General features: G+C 41.6%; 18 protein-coding genes. 5 read left to right on the forward strand and 13 right to left on the reverse strand.

From position 1 onward, the window contains the following. Positions 1–106 precede the first annotated feature (106 nt). The 3 genes from folD (at position 107) to H6G18_RS16885 (ending at position 2,691) form a co-directional block, all read left to right on the forward strand. A complete protein-coding gene (gene folD / locus H6G18_RS16875; RefSeq protein ID WP_190408257.1) occupies positions 107–1,006 on the forward strand; it encodes a bifunctional methylenetetrahydrofolate dehydrogenase/methenyltetrahydrofolate cyclohydrolase FolD in 900 nt (299 codons plus the stop codon). A 148-nt stretch (positions 1,007–1,154) separates the two neighbouring features. Continuing rightward, positions 1,155–2,084, forward strand: a complete 930-nt coding sequence (gene crtE / locus H6G18_RS16880) for a geranylgeranyl diphosphate synthase CrtE (RefSeq protein WP_190408258.1) — start codon at positions 1,155–1,157, stop codon at positions 2,082–2,084. 136 nt (positions 2,085–2,220) lie between these two features. Then, positions 2,221–2,691 (forward strand): divergent PAP2 family protein, encoded by a 471-nt coding sequence (locus H6G18_RS16885; protein ID WP_190408259.1) that lies wholly within the window; start codon positions 2,221–2,223, stop codon positions 2,689–2,691. A gap of 48 nt (positions 2,692–2,739) precedes the next feature. Here H6G18_RS16885 and H6G18_RS16890 read toward each other — a convergent pair whose 3' ends face one another. The 4 genes from H6G18_RS16890 to H6G18_RS16905 form a co-directional block, all read right to left on the reverse strand. After that, positions 2,740–3,384: a hypothetical protein gene (locus H6G18_RS16890; protein ID WP_190408260.1), complete on the reverse strand. Its 645-nt coding sequence runs from the start codon at positions 3,382–3,384 to the stop codon at positions 2,740–2,742. 113 nt (positions 3,385–3,497) lie between these two features. Continuing rightward, on the reverse strand, positions 3,498–3,827 hold the full coding sequence (locus H6G18_RS16895) for an MgPME-cyclase complex family protein (RefSeq protein ID WP_190408261.1): 330 nt from the start codon (positions 3,825–3,827) through the stop codon (positions 3,498–3,500). A gap of 102 nt (positions 3,828–3,929) precedes the next feature. Further along, positions 3,930–4,649, reverse strand: coding sequence for an ester cyclase (locus tag H6G18_RS16900; protein ID WP_190408262.1), 720 nt, complete (start codon positions 4,647–4,649; stop codon positions 3,930–3,932). Between the two features lie 119 nt (positions 4,650–4,768). Continuing rightward, the gene (locus tag H6G18_RS16905) at positions 4,769–5,488 is read right to left on the reverse strand and encodes a pyridoxine 5'-phosphate synthase (protein WP_190408263.1); all 720 of its coding nucleotides are present in this window, start codon (positions 5,486–5,488) and stop codon (positions 4,769–4,771) included. A 520-nt stretch (positions 5,489–6,008) separates the two neighbouring features. On the opposite strand from H6G18_RS16905, the gene H6G18_RS16910 reads away from it, so the two are divergent. After that, positions 6,009–8,135: a hybrid sensor histidine kinase/response regulator gene (locus H6G18_RS16910; RefSeq protein ID WP_190408293.1), complete on the forward strand. Its 2,127-nt coding sequence runs from the start codon at positions 6,009–6,011 to the stop codon at positions 8,133–8,135. Between the two features lie 10 nt (positions 8,136–8,145). Here the strand turns inward: H6G18_RS16910 and H6G18_RS16915 are convergent, their stop codons facing one another. Both H6G18_RS16915 and H6G18_RS16920 read right to left on the reverse strand, forming a co-directional pair. After that, complete coding sequence (locus H6G18_RS16915) at positions 8,146–9,588, reverse strand: MlaD family protein (RefSeq protein WP_190408264.1); 1,443 nt, start codon at positions 9,586–9,588, stop codon at positions 8,146–8,148. Between the two features lie 72 nt (positions 9,589–9,660). Further along, positions 9,661–10,443, reverse strand: a complete 783-nt coding sequence (locus tag H6G18_RS16920; protein ID WP_190408265.1) for an ABC transporter ATP-binding protein — start codon at positions 10,441–10,443, stop codon at positions 9,661–9,663. Positions 10,444–10,477: 34 nt separating this feature from the next. Between H6G18_RS16920 and H6G18_RS16925 the strand changes: the two genes are divergently transcribed. Further along, complete coding sequence (locus tag H6G18_RS16925; protein WP_190408266.1) at positions 10,478–12,028, forward strand: phytoene desaturase family protein; 1,551 nt, start codon at positions 10,478–10,480, stop codon at positions 12,026–12,028. 34 nt (positions 12,029–12,062) lie between these two features. Here H6G18_RS16925 and ftsH2 read toward each other — a convergent pair whose 3' ends face one another. The 7 genes from ftsH2 to H6G18_RS16960 all read right to left on the reverse strand — a co-directional run bounded on the left by ftsH2 (position 12,063) and on the right by H6G18_RS16960 (position 19,830). Continuing rightward, positions 12,063–13,949 carry an ATP-dependent zinc metalloprotease FtsH2 gene (gene ftsH2 / locus H6G18_RS16930; RefSeq protein WP_190408267.1) on the reverse strand — a complete coding sequence of 629 codons (1,887 nt, stop codon included), beginning with the start codon at positions 13,947–13,949 and terminating at the stop codon, positions 12,063–12,065. Positions 13,950–14,241: 292 nt separating this feature from the next. After that, positions 14,242–14,736: a hypothetical protein gene (locus H6G18_RS16935; protein ID WP_190408268.1), complete on the reverse strand. Its 495-nt coding sequence runs from the start codon at positions 14,734–14,736 to the stop codon at positions 14,242–14,244. Between the two features lie 161 nt (positions 14,737–14,897). Next, on the reverse strand, positions 14,898–16,502 hold the full coding sequence (locus H6G18_RS16940; protein ID WP_190408269.1) for a glycosyltransferase family 39 protein: 1,605 nt from the start codon (positions 16,500–16,502) through the stop codon (positions 14,898–14,900). A gap of 340 nt (positions 16,503–16,842) precedes the next feature. Then, entirely contained in the window at positions 16,843–17,646 is an 804-nt protein-coding gene (locus tag H6G18_RS16945; protein WP_190408270.1) for a GNAT family N-acetyltransferase, read from the reverse strand. 300 nt (positions 17,647–17,946) lie between these two features. After that, a complete protein-coding gene (locus H6G18_RS16950; protein ID WP_190408271.1) occupies positions 17,947–18,867 on the reverse strand; it encodes an NAD(+) kinase in 921 nt (306 codons plus the stop codon). 6 nt (positions 18,868–18,873) lie between these two features. Continuing rightward, the gene (gene nuoK / locus H6G18_RS16955) at positions 18,874–19,179 is read right to left on the reverse strand and encodes an NADH-quinone oxidoreductase subunit NuoK (RefSeq protein WP_006199065.1); all 306 of its coding nucleotides are present in this window, start codon (positions 19,177–19,179) and stop codon (positions 18,874–18,876) included. A 42-nt stretch (positions 19,180–19,221) separates the two neighbouring features. Beyond that, positions 19,222–19,830 (reverse strand): NADH-quinone oxidoreductase subunit J, encoded by a 609-nt coding sequence (locus H6G18_RS16960; protein WP_190408272.1) that lies wholly within the window; start codon positions 19,828–19,830, stop codon positions 19,222–19,224. Between the last annotated feature and the right edge of the window lie 60 nt (positions 19,831–19,890).

Genomic DNA, 19,890 nt, shown 5'->3' on the forward strand with positions numbered 1-19,890 from the left:
TAGTGGTAGAAACGACGCTACGGCATCAGATGGCAAGGCCAGCCATCATAATAATTACTGCGGACAACTGAAATTTGCGCTGAAGGCGAATCTTCTGGGAATTCTCATGGAAACAAAAACTGCCAAACTTCTTGATGGTAAAACTTTAGCTGAAAAAATTCAAAAAGAACTTACTGCCCAAATCATAGAATCACAAGCCAAAATTGGTCGTCCTCCTGGGTTAGCGGTGTTGATGGTTGGTGATAACCCAGCCTCAGCCGCCTATGTGCGTAACAAAGAAAAATCCTGCGCTAAGGTGGGTATTGCTTCTTTTGGTAAGCATTTCCCAAAAGAAACTACCCAAACAGAATTAGAGGATGTCATTGCTGCACTCAACCAAGATGAACAGGTAGATGGCATTCTTGTACAGCTACCCCTACCTGAGCATTTGGACGCCGTGAAACTACTGCATCAGATAGAACCAGATAAAGATGCTGATGGACTGCACCCAGTCAATTTAGGGCGGTTGGTACGTGGGGAGAGGGGTTTACGCAGTTGCACACCAGCCGGAGTCATGCGGCTATTAGCAGAATATGAAATTTCTTTGCGAGGAAAGCAAGCTGTGGTGGTGGGACGGAGTATTTTGGTAGGGAAGCCAATGGCTTTGATGCTCCTCGAAGCTGATGCTACCGTGACTATTGCCCACTCGCGATCGCAAGACCTCAAGTCCATCACCCAAAATGCCGATGTTCTCATTGCTGCTGCTGGTTTGCCAGGATTAATCACTGCTGACATGGTGAAACCAGGCGCTGTTGTGGTAGATGTGGGGATAAATCGTGTCACTGATGCTCATGGCAAGAGTCGCTTAGTAGGCGATATTAATTTTGCATCGATTGCTGGTGTAGCAGAATATATCACCCCAGTTCCTGGTGGTGTTGGTCCGATGACTGTTGCGTTGTTGTTACAAAACACTGTCACCAGCTATTTACAAGCAGCCGAGGAAAGTGGAGTCTTGAATGTTAAATGAAAAATTACGAATCGTAACATAAAACATCATTTATCATTCATCCTTGATGATTACTGATGTATGAGTTAATCTTTCAGCACCAGAGCATCTTAAAATTGTGACGTGTATGACAAACAGCCAAAAGCCAAAAATTTAAGGAATTGCAAGAATGGTAGCAGCTGATAACCTCCAGAAGATGTCAGAAGAAGCCAAATTTAACCTAGTAGCTTATCTCAAAGAGCGGCAAAAACTTTGTGAAGCTGCTTTAGATGAAGCCATACCTGTCATTTATCCAGAAAAAATTTATGAATCGATGCGCTACTCACTATTAGCTGGAGGTAAGCGCCTACGTCCCATTCTCTGTCTGGCTACCTGCGAAATGATGGGTGGGACAATCGAAATGGCTATGCCAACAGCTTGTGCTGTGGAAATGATCCACACCATGTCTTTGATTCACGATGACCTACCAGCAATGGATAATGATGATTACCGTCGCGGTATGCTGACGAATCACAAGGTCTATGGAGAAGATATTGCGATTTTGGCGGGAGACGGCTTATTAGCTTACGCTTTTGAGTTCGTAGCTATCCGCACTCCCGAAAGTGTATCTAGAGACCGAGTGTTGCAAGTAGTAGCCCGTTTAGGACGAGCATTGGGAGCAGCTGGCTTGGTTGGGGGTCAAGTGGTTGACTTAGAATCAGAAGGTAAATCAGATACTTCTCTAGAAACCCTCAATTTCATTCATAATCACAAAACAGCAGCTCTTTTAGAAGCCTGTGTGGTCTGTGGCGGCATTTTAGCTGGGGCATCATCGGAAAATGTACAAAGACTCTCACGCTATTCTCAAAATATTGGGTTAGCATTTCAAATCATCGATGATATTCTCGATATCACTGCTACTCAAGAACAGTTAGGCAAGACTGCTGGTAAAGACCTCCTAGCAAAGAAAGTAACCTATCCCAGCTTATGGGGAATTGAACAATCACGAGCCAAGGCTCAACAACTAATCGAAGCGGCTTGTGCAGAACTAGAACCATTTGGAGAAAGCGCACAGCCCCTCAAAGCGATCGCTCACTTCATCATCAACCGTAATCACTAAACAAGCTCATAGTTGTTGTGTTCAGCACCTAGTATATGTAGGCAGGAAGCAGTAAAAATAATAATTACCACTGACAACTGACAACTGACAACAACTAACAACTACTGCTAATATTGACTAACCAAACCAAAATACCATGCAGGACATAGGCGACATTTTAGATAATCGGGTGCTGCTGGTTGCTCTGGTAGCTTGTTTTGTAGCTCAAGCTTTGAAGCTATTTGTTGAGCTAATTAAAAATCGCAAACTGAATGTACGCGTTTTAGTGACCACTGGCGGTATGCCCAGCGCTCATTCAGCCCTAGTAACAGCTCTTGCTGCTGGTGTCGGGCAAACTCTGGGCTGGGCATCACCGGACTTTGCTCTGGCTACAGTTTTTGCCATCATTGTCATGTATGATGCAGCCGGAGTTCGTCAAGCGGCCGGTAAGCAAGCCCGTATTCTCAATCAAATGATTGATGAGTTATTTCATGAAAAACCAGACTTTAGCCAAGATAGGCTCAAAGAATTACTAGGACATACACCCGTGCAGGTAATAGCAGGGTCAGCTTTGGGTATAACTATTTCTTGGCTAGCTAGGGCTTTATTAATAGTCAATAGTCCATAGTCAACAGTCAAAATTTTTCAAGCCAGTTAATTAACTAATGACCAATGACTATAACCTTACAACAGATCGCAGTAACATTACATTACGACTATCTACTAACACAGCAAAGAAACCACGCTCATTGAGCCTTTGCAGTGTGTTATAAGCTTCTTGTTGATTAGTAGTGTAAACTGCCAATAAGAAAGGGCGTTGTCCGTAGGAAGCCAAACCTACATTACCGCCTACAGCTTGTTGTACGCTATTTACTAGTTCTGGACGGTTGAAATAGTCTACCAGTACGGCATATCCCTGACCTAAAGCTTGGGGATTATACGTCACCCTTGGAGGTGACGGTTGTTGTTGTGCTGTTGCTTCTCCAGGTCGTGTAGTAATGATGGCAGACAATCCCACGATGGTGTTGATATATCTAGCCCAACGGTTAGCATCGTCAATTCTTTTAAATCCGCCTATCCGCGTCACTGTATCATTCAGATATTGGCAGGTAGTAGTTTTAATTTCATTTGGTAAGGCATTCCGCAATTGCGTTTGATTTTCTGTGGTGGGACTGACTACCAGTAAAAGATACTCACCAGCACTGGGAGGTTGACATACAGGAGTAGCAGGTTGGGCATTTGCAGAATTTATGCTACCCATCAACCCCGCACTGGCGATCGCCAATCCTAATATACTAGGTAAAGTTGCAAATTTCTGCACAAAATTTAAGATGTATAAATCATGAATTCCTTAAAAGATTCTATTTAGTTATTAGTCAATAGTCCATAGTCGAAACTGTGTTGGTCTAATGACTAATGACTAATGACCAGTGGCTAAGACGCTGTAGCCAAAGATGCTAAAGGATTAGGAATTGTTTCCGAAGGAGCCGAAAATTCTCCTGTAATGACATACTCTAACCGCAGTTTGAGCCAGGTAATAAACTGAGCATTGGTAGAAATAATTGCGGCGGCCGGCTGAGGACAATTTGCTTTAATTTCTGTAAACTCAGGTGCTTCTAAAAATGCAGGTTGGGGAACCAACCAAAAATCAATCTCTTTTTCTTGTTCGTGATAGTGGCGGGTGCGTTCTTTCAGCACTTCCTCTATAGGTTCTTCTTGTAACAAAAAGCGTCGGCTAGCCAAAACGTAATAATATGTTTGCATTGTCATCCTCTGATTACTAATAGTTTTAGGGTACAGTATTCGGACTGTAGGGGTATAGGGGTGTAGGTGTTTAAAACCTTTACACCCTTACATCCTCCCAAACTAACTCTTGCGGGATTTTTTCAACCAAGAACTGAAAGGACAGCCACTTCCTTTGATTCCACTATTTGTGTTTTTACCACCAGCTGTTAGCTTATCTAAAAACAGCGTGTTGTCAAAATAGTGTTCTAAGGAAACAATTTTTAAGTCATCGGTAACATGAGCAACACTCAATCCGATGATTTCGACTGTCTCGCCAGTCGGGGCATAATCTTTGTATGCACCTTGAAAATGCCCCCAGTGCCGCCATTTGAATGTTACAGTTGGTGGTCCAGAGTAAACTTCCAGAACTTCCCAAGGAAAGCCTTGAGGAAATGTTGTATGGAAGAGTTTCGCGGATGATTCAAAGCTTTCTTCGGATGCTTTGTAATTTTCAGAATCCGCCATAAATAAATTGTAAGTACCTTGGGCAGATAAATCTTCTGCTGTATACTCTGCTCCACCATTGGTACTTACGCGAAACTGGTCGTTAACAATCGACAACCACTGCTGCGGGTCTGCTTTGAAAGATACCTCCATCTCGAAGGTTCTCACTAAGTTCTGTACGATCGCTTCCAGCGTACCCTCTAAGTGATTGCGTGTACTCTCTTTAGCAAGATTTTCTTTAGAACGAGAATAATCTGGAGGAGTCTGATAACGCCATTGAGCATCAGTACTTTCAGTAATCACCTGATCCCTGTCCTGCACCCAAAGCGGAAGGTTGTTAGATTGTGTTGCGCTCATATGAAGTCTCTCAAAATACCACAGATTTTCCAGATTTCGCAGTGACAACCCCTCTATAGAAGAAGCCGGGGAGCAAGTGGTATGGCAGGGAACACCCCTGCCTCTCTCTGCCTCTTTCCCTACTCCCCTCTTATCGCCTGTTTCATTTCCCGAACCGCTCTTTCTATGCCCACTAAAGCCGCCCGGCTGATGATGGTATGACCAATATTCAGTTCTTCCATGCCTGGAAGTGCAGCCACAGGGTAAACGTTCCAGTAGGTGAGTCCATGACCAGCGTTGACTCGCAGTCCGGCTTTAATTGCTTGTTCACACCCAGAGGCTAAAAATGCTAGCTCTTGTTTGCGGCTGGTTTCATTGGTCGCCTCAGCGTACCTGCCAGTGTGTAGTTCAATAAACTTTGCTTGTACCTTGACAGATGCTTCAATTTGTGCTGGTTCAGCATCAATAAACAAACTCACTGGAATGCTAGCACTCTGCAATTTACTGACGACCTCACCCATTCTAGCAATTTGCCCAACAATATCTAAACCACCTTCTGTGGTGACTTCTTCCCGTTTCTCTGGAACTAGGGTTACATAATCAGGCTTAATGTCAAGGGCTATTCCCACCATTTCATCTGTAGCCGCCATTTCCAAATTTAGGTGAGTACGCACAGTTTGCCGCAACAAGTGTACATCCCTGTCTTGGATATGCCGACGGTCTTCCCGTAGATGTACTGTAATACCATCAGCCCCGCCTAATTCTGCCAGTATCGCCGCCGCCACAGGGTCTGGTTCCACCGTTCGCCGTGCTTGCCGAATGGTAGCGATATGGTCTATGTTTACACCAAGTGTAGCCAACCCAAATATCTCCCTATCCACAGTTCTTAGAGTATTTATCTTACCTGAGATTGTCTGTAAATTAATGCTCGAAAATGTAAATAGATAGAGCGTAGTCGGAGCATCGCCAATTAATTAAATTTAAGAATTACTATGTTTTGAAATTCCTCTTAAAAATTGGCTAGAGTAAAAATCTAGATTCAGAGTGAGGATGCGCTGGATAATTGATTTAAGTTTAAATACATAGCTTACCTGTACCCATCGACATTGCTGAAAAGATTACTTTGGGTATATATACTTATAGTTAATAAAAATTTTAGTGTTAAATTTATTGAACAATCGTCATACAAGTGATGATTAAACTTAACAAAGCTAAGAAACTTAATCACAAATTCTCATTTTTCCATCATTTTGTAATTAAGCATTAAATAACCAAATTTTTTTCAGCAAAATAAATTTTATTTTTAAAAAATCTCATTTTAATTAATATTTTCAAACAGTGAATAAATTTTAAAAAACTAGAGTGTCAATCTCAATTAATATGTCAGAATTGTGGACTTATTTTTTTAATTCATCGCCATTTATCCCACATGGGCATTGCTATCTATGGAAAACAGATTTAGTTTTGTTACATATAGTATCTGATGCCCTAATTGCAATAGCTTACTATTCTATTCCTGCTACGCTTTTTTACTTTGTCCGTAAACGGCAGGATTTACCATTTTATTGGATGTTTCTGTTATTTAGTGGATTCATTGTAGCTTGTGGTACAACCCACATCATGGAAATTTGGACACTTTGGTATCCTACTTATTGGGTGTCAGGCTTTTTAAAAGCTGCAACAGCGATAATATCTGTATTTACAGCCACAGCACTAATACCTTTAGTTCCAAAAGCTTTAGCTCTCCCTAGTCCTGCTCAACTAGAACGGGCGAATCAAGACTTAGAAAACGAAATATTAGAGCGATTAAGGGTAGAAGCAGAACTAAGAAAATATCAGAATCACTTAGAAGAACTGGTTGTTTTTCGTACTCATGAAATTAGCAAGACCAATGAGAAATTACAACAAGAAATTAACGAACGTCAACGTATATTGGAAGTTCTCAGAGAGAGTGAGGAACGCTACCGTTATTTAGCTGAGGCAATTCCCCAACTTGTGTGGACAGCTGATGCTAATGGTGAGTGCGATTATTTTAATCAAAATTGGTGTAATTACACTGGGTTGACATTAGAGGCATCGTTGGGTTCTGGATGGTTATTAACGTTGCATCCAGAGGATGTAGAACGTGCTTATGAAGTATGGTTAAAAGCTGTAGAAACTGGTACTTTATACGAGAATGAATACCGCTTTAAGCGTGCTGTTGATGGTTCATATCGCTGGCAGTTAGGACGTGGTTTGCCACTCAAAGACCACCAAGGTCGCGTAGTTAAGTGGTTTGGAACTTGTACAGATATTCATGAGCAAAAACAAATTCTAGAAGAACGAGCGCATCTGCTGGAATTGGAGCAAACAGCCAGAGCCGAAGCCGAAACAGCCAACCGAGTTAAAGATGAATTTTTAGCAGTCCTCTCCCATGAGCTACGTACTCCCTTGAATGCGATTCTTGGCTGGTCTAAATTGTTACAAGAGCGCAAGCTTGACCAAGCAAGGACATCTCAAGCCTTAGCAACGATTGAGCGTAATGCTACATTACAGGTGCAACTCATTGAAGACTTGTTAGATATCTCCAGAATATTGCAAGGTAAACTAGTAATTAATATTACAAAAGTAAATTTGGTAATTGTTGTATTAACTGCCCTAGAAACCATGCGTCTTGCAGCCGAAACAAAGTCGATTCAGGTATCGACAAGATTTGCACCCAAGATGGGACAAGTCATGGGTGATTCTGCTCGCTTGCAGCAAGTTGTATGGAATCTTCTTTCTAATGCCGTTAAATTCACACCCAACGGCGGCAAGATAGAAGTACGTTTGGAGCAGGTTGAGCGCTATGCTCAAATCGTAGTAACGGATACAGGTAAAGGTATTAGCCCAGAATTTTTACCTTATGTGTTTGATTACTTCCGCCAAGCAGACAGCAGCTCTACTAGAAAATTTGGTGGACTAGGGTTAGGACTAGCAATTGTCCGTAAAATTGTGGAAATTCACGGTGGTACTGTGACAGCACAGAGCCTTGGGGAAGAACAGGGAGCAAGTTTTACCGTTCAATTACCAATGCTCCCAGAAGAAAGTTTGAGTGTGATAGATGATCAAAGTCATACTACATCAATAAGCACTAACTCTTTGCCTCTTGAGGGTATCAAGACCTTAGTAGTTGATGATGATGCTGATTCACGAGATTTCTTAGCTTTTATCTTAGAGCAAGAGGGAGCCGAGGTGAGCTTGGCTGCTTCAGCATGGGAAGCATTACAACTATTGGCAAAAATCAAACCGGATGTTTTAGTCAGTGATATTAGTATGCCAAATATGGATGGTTATACATTAATCCGGCAAGTGAGGACTTGGACAACACAACAAGGGGGAAAAATTCCGGCGATCGCTTTAACAGCTTTTGCGCGACAATATGATCGAGAACAAGCAATCCAAGCCGGATTCCAACTACATCTACCCAAACCCCTCAACGCCGAAGAATTGATCGCCGCCGTTGTCGAGTTGGTCAATAGTCAATAGTCATTGGTCATTAGTTCTCTTCTCCCCCTGCTCCCTGCTCTCTGCTCACCTGCTTCTTCTCACCACTCCCCACTCCCTCGTTTTCTGCATACTTCCGTAACTGCTGTAATAATTTTTCCTGAGATGATATGACAGTATTTACTTGAGATTGATTATCCGCAGTTGTCATATCAGTAGGTAATGAATTAGCGCTAAGAGAGGGAATGACAATATTGGGTTTGTTGGCTGCGGCTTTCATCGATTCTAAAGTGACAGCGACCTTTGCTTGCTGTTCCACTTGGTCTGTAGAAGACACCAAACCACTCAGACCATTGACTAATTGCCGGAGATTCTGCCGGAAATTAGCATCACCAGTCAATTCATCTAAATCAGATGTAATTTTTTGCGTATTTTCAAAAGTCACCCTGGCTGAATCTAAAGTCTGTTGCAGTACCAGAGCATTTTTCGGATCATTTAAACTCTGAGTTGCATCTCGTAAATTAGCCGAGGCTTGAGCCGCATTGGCTGAGAGACTTTCTAAATTTTCGATTAACTCTCCTTGAGTCAAGCGATTAAGACTAGGTGATAAGCTACTGACAGTGAGGCGCAGTTGATTGCTAGTTTCTGTAATATTATTCAAAGCGCTGACCAACGTCGAGCGATTGGTATTCACTAAGTTATCTAAGTCACTGAGCAAACGACTTGCTTGAGTTGCCGTTGTACCAAATTGACTGGCTGTAACACCTAATTGATTGACAGTTTTAGTAGTAGAAGCAGTCAGTTCATTGGTTGCTCGTTGTACAGTATTAGCGGTGGAGGCAAAAGTACCTAGCTGACCTTGAAAGCTTTTACTTAAGCTGCGAAAATCTTGGCTCAATGCGGCTACACCAGTAGCTGCTTCTGAGGAAGTTTCCAAAAGTTTATTAACATTTTGATAAAATTCAGGGTTGTTGTACACAGTAGCTAACTCAGTAGTACTACGAATGAGTGCATCCAGACTGATACCTATTTGTCCCTTCAATCGAGAATTATTACAAACGATGAGGCTGTTGTTACAATCCTTGTCCAAGGGTTTAGCGACGGTTTGCCCACTGGGTAGTGATGATTTGGGTGTGATATCAATAATACTTTCACTAATCAATCCACTCTGATTAGCCTCAATCACTACATCACGGGGAATAATCAGGTCAGATTGAGAAATTTCAATTTCTACATCTACAGCATTCGGCCCTGGTCGAATTTGAGAAATGTTACCCACTTTTACGCCACGATAGCGGACTGCTGCGCCTCTTTGCATCCCGCCTGCGTTGGCAAATTCTACAATTGCCTTATAAGAACTACGAGCAGCAGTGTACCTATTCAACCACAAGAGGATAATTCCAAATGCCCCTAGCCCCAGCAGAAATAACAACCCTACTGAGCCTTCCCTCAATGTGCGTTGTGATGTAAAACGATTGGTAATAAAGTCTCGCATATTTTACCTCTACCCAAAAACTAGCCCTAAAGCACTCCGCACTCATTACAAACGTTGCGTGAAACGTCTCGTCTAACCGACTACCTGAATTGGCCCTTTTACACTTCCACTGACAAATTGATTAATTAATGGATCATCGGTGCTATTTATATCATTAACTGTGCCTTCCCACTGCACTCTACCTTGATAGAGAAACACCAGTTTATCAGCTGTGCGGCGAATCGTACTATCTTGGTGAGTGACAATGGCATAGGTACTACAAACTCCTTGTGTACATTGCAATTCGCGGATTAAATCTTCTATAACAGTGGAAGCAATTGGGTCAAGTCCAGCTGTGGGTTCATCGTAAAGCAAGACTTCTGGCCCCTCTGTGGGATTATCGGGATTAGACATGATTGCGCGGGCAAAACTCACCCGTTTTCGCATCCCCCCAGAAAGTTCCGATGGGTAAAGATGACTGATTCGGGGTAAACCAACCATTTCTAATTTTTCTTCAACTAATTCTCGGATACGCGATCGCTCTAACTTGGAATGTTGGTACAGTAAAAATCCCACATTCTCTTCTACAGTCAAAGAATCAAATAATGCTGCTTGCTGAAATACCATACCAATCCCCACGGGGTCTTGACCATCCTCAATCAACCCTTCTCTTTTTACTCCCTGCACATAAACTTCCCCAGCATCAGGAGTAATTAAGCCAGCTATTACACGTAAAATTGTTGACTTACCAGTTCCTGAAGGGCCGATAATCCCTAAAGCTTCTCCCCGGTAAATCGTCAAATCTACGTTATTTAAAACCTGATTGTTACCAAAAGACTTAGAAACGCCTTTAAGTTCAATTAGTGGTTCTGTCATTAGTCGGTTGTCGGTTGTTATTAATCTATAAAGTATGAACTCAGCACTCTCCACTCCCCAATCCTCAATCGATGTCATCGTTATTGGTAGCGGTATCGGTGGCTTATGTGCTGCTGGGTTGTTGGCACGTTATGGTAACCGGGTAACAGTGTGTGAAAGTCATACAATTCCCGGTGGTGCAGCCCATAGCTTTAGGCGGCGCGGATTTGAATTTGATTCTGGCCCCTCCTTTTATTGTGGTTTGACTGACTCACAGAGTTTGAATCCTGTCAAGCAAGTTCTCGATGCCTTGGGTGAATCTCTCCAAGTTATACCCTATGATCCTCTAGGAAAATACCATTTTCCTGAAGGAACTGTTGCAGTCTATAGCAACACTGAAAAATACCTTCATGAAGTAGAGAAAATTACGCCCCAAGGTGCAAAAGAACTCCAGCAATTCATAGAACGCTTGTTGGGGTTATATGATGCCATGAAAAATATTCCCACCTTAGCATTACGCTCAGACTGGCAGGTAATTTTAGTTTTATTACAACGTTACCTACTATCTTTGGGGCAAATGTTAGCTTACTTACCCTTGCTTCAGTCTTCTGTGGGTAATGTCATGGATGCGACAGTTAAAGACCCTTGGGTAAGACGACTCATTGATTTAGAATGTTTTCTCCTTTCTGGCTTAAAAGCACAAGGCACAATTGCCCCAGAGGTGGCTTTTATGTTGGGGGAACGTTCCCGTGTCGGTGTGGAATATCCTGTGGGGGGTAGTGCGGCAATTGTTAATGCTTTGGTGCGGGGGTTGGAACGTTGGGGTGGTAAGTTACGTTTGGGATGTCACGTTGAGCAGATTTTGGTGGAAGGTGGTAAAGCTGTGGGTGTGAGGTTACAAAATGGGGAAATTCTCAACGCGCCTATAGTGATTTCTAATGCCACGATTTGGGATACTTACAATCACCTGTTACGTCCTGAAGATTTGCCTGCTACTTACCGCCAAGATGCTTTAGATACAACAACTATAGAAAGTTTTATGCACCTGCATCTAGGCATCAAGGCAGATGGGTTAGAAAATTTAACAGGACATCATGTAGTAGTCCATGATTCTCATCAAGATATCACCATCCCAGGTAATACCTGCATGATTTCGATTCCCAGTGTGTGGGATGCAACTCTTGCATCAGAGGGACATCATGTAGTTCATGCTTACACCCTCGAATCCTATGCAGGATGGGAACGGAATGATGAGTATGAAGTGAAGAAAACAGAGAAAGCACAAACTTTATACCGTGCCTTAGAGCGTATTATCCCCGATATCAGGGAACGTGTAGTATTGGAACTCATCGGTACACCCTTGACTCATGCTCATTACCTACGCCGCCATCAGGGAACCTACGGCCCTGCAATTGCGGCTGGTCAGGGGATGTTTCCTAGTACACATACCCCAATTCAGGGTTTGTATCGGGTGGGTGATAGCACTATGCCGGGAATTGGTGTGCCAGCAGTAGCAGCTTCTGGTATTTTATGCGCTAATACTTTGGTGGAGCGATCGCAAACAATAGAGTTATTAAATACCATAAAAAAAACTGGGAATACTTAAGTACTCCCAGGTTTTTGTAGACAAAGCTTAACTATTACAGTTGTGGTACAAACTGCTGTTTGTCTGGTACTTCGGTGTACTCAGCCACAATTTGACGAAATTCTTCGCCGTCGATGGTTTCTTTTTCAATCAATAAATCAACTATGCGATCGGTGACGGTGCGATGTTCACGCATAATCTTCTTAGCGTTTTCATAGCATTCATCAACAATTAGCCGGACTTGAGAATCAATCCGCGCTGCAATTGATTCTGAATAATCTGATCTGGTCATCCAGTCACGACCTAAGAATACTTCTCCTTGTTGACTTTCCAAGGACAAGGGGCCTAAATCAGACATACCAAATCTTGTCACCATTTGTCTAGCCATTCCTGACACCTGTTGCAAGTCTCCGCCTGCACCAGTGGTAACTTCAGCAGAACCAAAAATGATTTCTTCGGCTGCACGACCACCCAAAGCGCCGGTGATTCTAGCTTTGAGTTGGGAACGGGAGATTAAACCTTGTTCTTCGTTGGGAGTAAACCAAGTTAAACCTTGGGCTTGTCCTCTAGGAATCAAGGTAACTTTCTGCACTGGGTCATGGTCTTTTAATAAAGTCCCAACCAAGGCGTGTCCGACTTCATGGTAAGCAATTAAGCGTTTGCTCTTGCTGTCTACTAGGGGTGTTCCTTCCATCCCTGCAACGACTCTATCTACCGCATCATCAATTTCGGTAAGAGTGATACCTTCTTTGCGTCTTCTGGCGGTGAGAATTGCGGCTTCGTTGAGCAAGTTAGCCAAGTCTGCGCCTGTGAATCCTGGTGTGCGGCGGGCGATCGCTTCCAGTGATACGCTAGGATCTAATTTCTTATTCCGGGCGTGGACTTGCAGAACTTCCAAGCGTCCTTTGATATCTGGAGCATCAACGGTTACTTGTCTGTCAAAACGACCAGGACGCAGCAAGGCTGCATCTAATACGTCGGGACGGTTGGTAGCAGCAATAATAATGATGCCTGTGTTACCTTCAAAACCATCCATTTCGGTGAGTAACTGGTTGAGGGTTTGTTCTCTCTCATCGTTACCGCCACCGATACCTGCACCCCGTTGTCTACCAACCGCGTCGATTTCATCGATGAAGATGATACAGGGGGCGTTATCTTTAGCTTTTTTAAACAAGTCACGAACGCGGGAAGCACCCACACCCACAAACATTTCCACAAATTCCGAACCGGAAATGCTAAAGAAGGGAACACCAGCTTCCCCAGCGATCGCTTTTGCTAGTAAAGTTTTACCAGTCCCTGGAGGCCCAACTAACAGCACACCTTTGGGAATCCGCGCACCCACAGCTGTAAATCTTTCTGGCTGTTTGAGGAATGTAACGACTTCTTGTAGTTCTTCTTTTGCTTCTTCGATACCAGCTACATCGTCAAACTTTACCCCAGTCTTGGCTTCCATTTGGAAACGCGCTTTGGATTTGCCAAAGTTCATGGCTTGACCAGGCCCACCAGGAAGATTGTTAGAACGACGGAACAAAAAGAACAATCCAGTTATCAATAAGATGGGAAACACTAGATTACCCAACAATCCCCAGATAGCCCCATCATTACGGGCTGGATGAGCGTCAAAACTAACTTTCTTTTCTTTAAGCTTGCTGATTAACTCAGGAGCGTTAACTGGCAAATCCACCCGCCAACGTTGGACACGATTTTCAATATCTTGATCTTGCGCTTCTACGATGGCTGTTCTCCCGCCTTCATAGAGATCCACGTTGGTAACACGTCCAGCCTCTACGTATTCTAAAAAGCGACCATAAGTCATGCGAGTGTTTGCTGCATTCTTACTCATGTCAGCAGGCGCGCCAGCAAACGTCCCTTGCCAGAAGAAAAAGCCAATTACCAAAGCTGGCAATGTCCAGAGTATTAGGACTCTCCAAGAGAATTTCATTTTAATTTGCCTCTAGATGCCAATTTACAATTCACTATTTCTAGCAACTGGAGTTGCTAGACAGTTGTACAACGGATGTTTATAAATCCATTTTGTTTAATTTGATATCTAATCATGCACCGCCATAAAGCTATAAGACCATTATGTGAAATCTCAGATGCCGATAAGAATCTTAATTAAATTTAACTTAATTCTAATACAACATTGCAAGAGACTGGGGATTAGAGATCAGGAAAGATGAGGAGAATGTAACTTAGACTGCCCATTCTCCCTCATTTTCCCAATCCCCAGCCTACTTGACTTCCGTAATTTTTAGCGTGTAGGGAAAATACTTGCCTTTTTCGTAGGAACCGATCCAAACTTCGTAATTTCCGGACAACCATTCCCCACTTATGCCCGGATTTTTGCCGTCTAAGTCATCGTTACACCAAGTACCACCAGGGCCTTTAACTATGATGGTCGTATCTTGGGGAGCTTGCACTTGCAGTTTTAAGTAATCAAAATTACTTGTGAGTTTAATGGTGTGGTCTGGTGTTTCATCTATAAATCCGGTACAAGGGCCGGTAGGCGTTTCTATTCTGCCAGCAACTCGGTTCCCTGCTACTGAACCGCCACTCATACCCCGAACTACCAAGGGATCGGGAGAAAATTTCTGACCGATGGTGACATCACCAAATATCGGTGGCGCTTCCTGAGCGTTACTTCCGGGATGAAGTGCCGAGATAACGCCGAGTGTGACCATTATTAAAGATACCCGGATGCCTCTATTTAGCGATGTTTTCGACATTGTAATCACATAAGCTTCTCAGTGTTTGTGAAGACACGAATTTTACAGAGTAAGTTCCCCTTCTGGGAGAAAATAACTATCCAAATTTTAGACGGAGAGTTCAATCTGAGCCACAGATCATTTTATAAAGTAAATCTTAATTTTGTAGTAGTGCGACCAAGCTAAAATCCTGCATCACGAGGTTTCACTAATTTCCACACTAAATAATGGTCATCTCCATACACAAGATTTGGTTGTAACTGATACTTGTTAGCTATTTGCAGTCGCCAAGCATTTGTAGGATTGAGTAAGAAAATATCTGTAAAATTATTAGGTATATTAGGAAGTTTTTGGTCTGGCATTAGTTGAAACCTTGTTTTGGATTCTAAAAGATAACTTAAAGAAAATACATTGCCATAATTAATTTCGGAATAATTACTAATTAATAGTGGGCGAGATTTTTGATTGATAAATCTAGCAATCTGGGGATTACCATAACTTACACCCTTATTCCACCAAGTATCTGCTTGATAGTACACCCTAGAAGAAACTAAACCACAAATAATTAAAAGTCCGATGATGAACTGCCAGATTCTGCGTTGTGACAGATTACCGTTATACATTTGTGTGGCGAGTAGGTAGGCGACAATGATTTGAATCCCTAAATAAGATGGTAATAAATAAGGTTCTGAGCCTAGACGAAGACCCCCAGAAGAAATAGCAGGCAGAATTAAAGGTAAAGCAGGTACTACAATTAAGGTAATGATAAATAACCAAATTTGATAGTTAGTTGTGCGGTATAAGAAATAAATACCATATAATAATAAAATTAAAAAAAATGGTGATATTAAATAATTTATTTGGTTGTCTAAACCGATATTTAAATCAAAAAAACTCCTGCTGATTTGCACTACTAAAAAAGGAATTAAAGGTATTACATTTAGGTCTTGATTATTTATTCCATCTGATGAGAGTATAAATTGAAAGAACTTAGCAAAAACAATCATTAGCCAAGGAAAAAATGCTAAAAAACCGAAAATGGTAGCTATGAAATAAGACCTTACAGTTTCTGTCAAGCGTAGTTTAGCAATTAATACTACATAAACACCATGAGCGATCGCCACAAAAATAGTCCACAAACAAGTATATAAACTCAAAGCTAAAGTAATTACATAAATCCCCCAAGTTGTAAAGGGGTCTGATTTTTGTATTGATTGCAGACGTATCGCTCTTAGTAATGCAGTACTTGCAAGTATGATGGTGACTAACCAGAGGATATATTCTCTGCTTTCTTGGGCGTATACTAGGTGCATAGGAGAATTAGCCATGAGAGCGATCGCTAAACTAGGTAGCGATACAGTTACATTGAATAACTCTCGACAAAGCAAATAAAGGCACGGAAAAACTAATAAACTAATAAGTGCCGATAAATATCTAATTACTATTACTGAATTACCAAATATTTCTACCCAAAACCTAGCAATAATATAATATAATGGTGATTTATCAGGGCTTTCAACTGCTAAAGACATAACTATATCATTAACATTTTTGTTCAAATTAGGGCGTTGAAATTCTGTAAAGTTTTCCCTCGAAATTATCCGCCCATTAAATATTTGTGGTGTTACTTCAGCTACCGTATAGCCAGATATCCTTAATGAAGTATAAGTTTCATCCAGTGAGTAAACTTTTCTGTCAATATAAACAAATCTAAATAATATACACATTACTAAAAGTAAAATCATTAAAAACCGTAACCAACTCGGCACGAGTCTAAAATGCCGCATAACTATTTTTCTCAAGAATTATTTATCTCACAATCACCCAATAAATAGGGGTATCTGGATGGTGTGCTGAAGTGTGTAGATGCAAGGTAACATCAAGTAAGCTATTGCCAATTTTATTCTCTCAATATCCGAAATCTGTGCATTGGCAATAATTATTCCACTATTATTAACAGTTAAAGACGTTGCCACAGCTTTTTTAGATACTATAATTAAGTGTTAAAAATCAAAATATGCTACGTAAAACCTTAGAAATAACCTATTTTAAGACTTTAATGACTAAAGCATCTTATTTGAACATCTCCACCCCCTTATAGATGGAGATTGTGTCATTTTTTAGACACTACTTACCCAAACAATTCGGATAACGCCATCTGGTAAATTCTTGAATATTAGCTATAGTCAAAAAATCAATGGTTTTAAATTCCCGATCAATTGCTGGTAAACTACAAATTTTAGCTCCGACGTTTAAATATGCTTGTAAAATATTAGGAATGTCTACACGACAAACATCTGAACATTTGTGTGGAATATCTATATAAAATTGTGAATGGGGCAAGACTAAAATATTTTTGTGTATCAGATTATGTTGTTCAAAATAATGATAAGCACAAGCACCTTCCCCAGAACATTGTGTTATTAATGAAGCGCATCCAAAAAAGTATTTGCTACAATTCAAAATAAGATAGTTAGCTAACCCTTCCCATAGTAATAAAAGAGATTGGAGGCTGCGATATTCTTTAGCTATACACGCACGTCCAATCTCCACAGATACCTTTAATACAGAATCAGGAATAGTATTGAGTTCAAATATATCAGCAGCATCAAATCCTAACCCTTGAGAAGCCATTTTATAGGTTTGCATCCTATAAGTACCTACAGTTTTTCCAGTAAGTTTAGAAATTAGCATCAAATGATGGCAAACTGTGTCAAACTCATCTTGATCCATTTGATTCAGGCTAGAAGTAGTAAATCCTAAACCTAATTCCAGATTAAAAACTTCAAACCGTAAGCGAAAAATAGATGCTAATTCTTCTTCAGTCTCAGCAAGTTTGAGAATGTATTTATCGGTTTCTAGAATAGGAAAATCTTTGACAGTAGTAGGAGGACGAAGTAGGCAATTGATGTGGCGGTATGAAATTTCCATCTGTCTTCCAACTTAATGGTGTGAAGATATACTAACTTTTAGAATTTACTTACTATACTGTATTAGCGTATCAAAGCGATATTCCCGCAGCTTTTGCAAACAAATTGCGCCAACAGGATTAAGGATAGTAATGTGGTTTTATTATGCGCTTAATTCACAATAAAAATCTGGCACTAGGATACAGAATTTCTTGAATATCAACTTTAGATAACCGTTGGATATACATTTACTCAAAGTTAGTAAAATTCGTAACTCGTAATCTAATAGTTAATTACGAATTACGAATTACGAATTACGAACTCAATTTTGCTGAGTATTAGTGTATCGAACCCTAGTACCGGCCCAAAGCAATTTCTCTCGTAGCGTTTGATAGTATGAATTGTTTTCCCGCAAAACGATAAACTTCGCCCGACAATCAGCCATTCGTATATCAACACGATGTCCAGGCCAAATTGAAGTAGCTAAAACCCCATCCATCCACAATTTGGTACTTAAATCGTAATCTCCCAAAGGCCAGATACTCACTACAGAACCTGCGGGGAGAACGAGAGGACGACTAGAAAGACTCATAGGACAAATAGGAGTAATAGTAATCGCCTCCATACCATCGTGCATGATGGGGCCACTTGCAGAAACAGTGTAACCAGTCGAACCTGTGGGTGTAGAAACAATCAATCCATCGCCTACGTATTGATCTACTACCTCGCCGTCAATTTCCATTTCTAGAATAGAAGTGATCATACGATCAGCCGAAGCAGGTTTGACGCAAAATTCATTCAACCCAAGATATCGTTCTGTTACCGGTTCCAAATTCGTGCGGTGTCCTTCATACACAGTTGCTTGCAACATCATGCGCCGTTGAATAGCATAGCGGTCTTCAAACAGCCTGTCCCAAACTTTCTCTGTATCTTGGAATTCATCAACTGACTCGGTTAAAAATCCCAGATGACCCCCTACATTCACGCCGAGAATAGGGATACCAGCCGGGGCTAAATGTCTGGCACTGGTTAAAACAGTACCATCTCCACCTAATACAATTGCCAGATCGATTGGTTGACTAGCTGAAGCTAAAAACACAGGATACGGGTTATCTTTTGGCCCGCTAGGCCCCATCAAGACCTGACAATTGCGATTTTCTAGCTGCTTGGCGCAGAGTTCTGCCCAACGTTTGCTTTGAGAATCTCGCGCCTTATAAGCAATGATTACCTGCTTGAGTTGCACACGCAATTACCACTTCAGGAGATTAAACTGCTCCATATCGACGGTATCGCGGTTGCGATAAATGGCCAGCACGATCGCTAAACCAACCGCCGCTTCAGCAGCTGCCACGGTAATCACAAATACTGTGAAAACCTGACCCTTAATTAATGTTGAGTCAAGAAAGTTGGAAAATGCCATTAAATTCAGATTAACAGCATTCAGCAGTAATTCAATTGACATCAACACACGTACAGCGTTACGGCTAGTAATCAAACCATAAATGCCGATGCAAAACAAAGCTGCCGCAAGTAATAAAAAGTACTGGAGTTGCATGAATCCTCGTATTCTTTCTGAAAAATCTAGCTTTCTTTGTTGTTACTCTTGAGTTTCGCTACCAGTGCCTACCAATTCTCTAGGACGTTCTGGCAATGTCAATACGGTTTGAGGCAAGTCTGAGGGTGTAACTTCAGGCAAGTACTCACGACGTGCCAAAATAATTGCTCCCACCATCGCCATTAACAACAAAACTGAAGCTAGTTCAAAAGGTAATAAGAAATCGCTAAAGAAATGCTCTCCAATCACAATTATGGAAGCATCACCAACTTTAGGAGTAATTGAGTAAGCCCAAGGTGTAGCCAACACCATCGTACTCAAGAGTGCGAATAATCCTACACTGACGATCGCCGTCAAAACTTTCCGTATCCCGGTACTAGGATAAGGCGTAAAATCTTGCCGCTTATTTACCAACATGATGGCAAACAAAATCAGTACGTTCACCGCTCCAACATAAACCAGCACTTGGGCAGCTGCGACAAAATCGCCATTTAGTAGCAGGTACAATCCGGCAATGCTGATGAATACACCCCCCAACAAAAAGGCAGAATAGACGATGCTGGATGCTAACACCACACCAAGGGCGCAGCCAATCAACATCGTAGCTAGTATGCCAAAGGAAACAACCTGTACTCCTTCCGCTAGATTCACTTTTTTTTCCTCTGTCAGTTGTTAGTTGTCAGTTGTCAGTCGCTATTCTATGTTCTTTGC

Source organism: Anabaena subtropica FACHB-260 (genome assembly GCF_014697105.1).
GTDB classification, from domain to species: domain Bacteria; phylum Cyanobacteriota; class Cyanobacteriia; order Cyanobacteriales; family Nostocaceae; genus Trichormus; species Trichormus subtropicus.